At 70.8% G+C, this 757-nt stretch carries 1 protein-coding gene; it reads right to left on the bottom strand.

Going from position 1 to position 757, the window contains the following annotated elements; genetic code table 11:
- Positions 1-478: protein-disulfide reductase DsbD domain-containing protein (locus tag HUK84_RS21210; RefSeq protein WP_281362884.1), on the bottom strand; the 478-nt coding region annotated here is incomplete at its 3' end.
- Between the last annotated feature and the right edge of the window lie 279 nt (positions 479-757).

The raw sequence follows: 757 nt of genomic DNA, 5'->3' as shown, positions 1-757 counted from the left end.
CCCGGGCAAAGAGCGGCGCCTGGTCGGACGGCGCAGGATCGCCGACCGGCAGGGTCAGGGTGAAGCTGCCTTTTTCCGGCACGCAGACGCTGGCGCAGACCAGCCATTCGGCAGTGGCGCGCAGGACCATCGGCCCGTCGCCCGCTCCCGCGGGCTGCAAGACGGCCGGCAGAAGCACGTCGCCGATATAGGCATAGGACATCAGCGGCCCGTCGCTGATCCGTCGCGGAGTGGGCCAGGCGATGGCGCCTGACCGGCCGGTGGCGCCGCCTTCGGCCGCGACGTCCAGGGTCGGGGCCTCACCCGCGTCGCCGGGATTGAGCCAATAGGTGTGCCAGCCCGGTTGCAAGCGCAGATGCAGCCCGACATGCAGGGGCATGCCGGGCCGGTAGCGGTCGGTATCCGTCACCAGAGTGGCGCTGTCACGCGGCGTGGTCAGCGCGGCGCTTTCCGCCGCTCCGGCATGGGCGGGCGGCATGGCCGGCACCAGCAGGCACAACAGGGCCGGCAACCATCGGCGCAGGCGGGCAGAGAGGGATGAAGACCGGGCAGGGACCACGAAACGAGGCTCCGGAAGACTGGGCGGCGGGAGGCGGCGATTGCCGGTTCCAGGCCGCGGACGCATAAACAGGATATGGAATCTGACCGCGACCTGCAAAATCCCGTCCCGACGCTGGCCGACCTGCCAAGCGACCTGCCGGTGTCCGAGATCCTGCCAGCCCTGAGCTCCAGCCTGGCCGAGCGCCCTGGCGACGTG

The organism is Nguyenibacter vanlangensis, assembly GCF_013376155.1.
Taxonomy (GTDB): Bacteria; Pseudomonadota; Alphaproteobacteria; order Acetobacterales; family Acetobacteraceae; genus Gluconacetobacter; species Gluconacetobacter vanlangensis.
The sequence above is the reverse complement of the archived record's forward strand: the minus strand, read 5'-3'. Positions and strand labels throughout refer to the sequence as shown.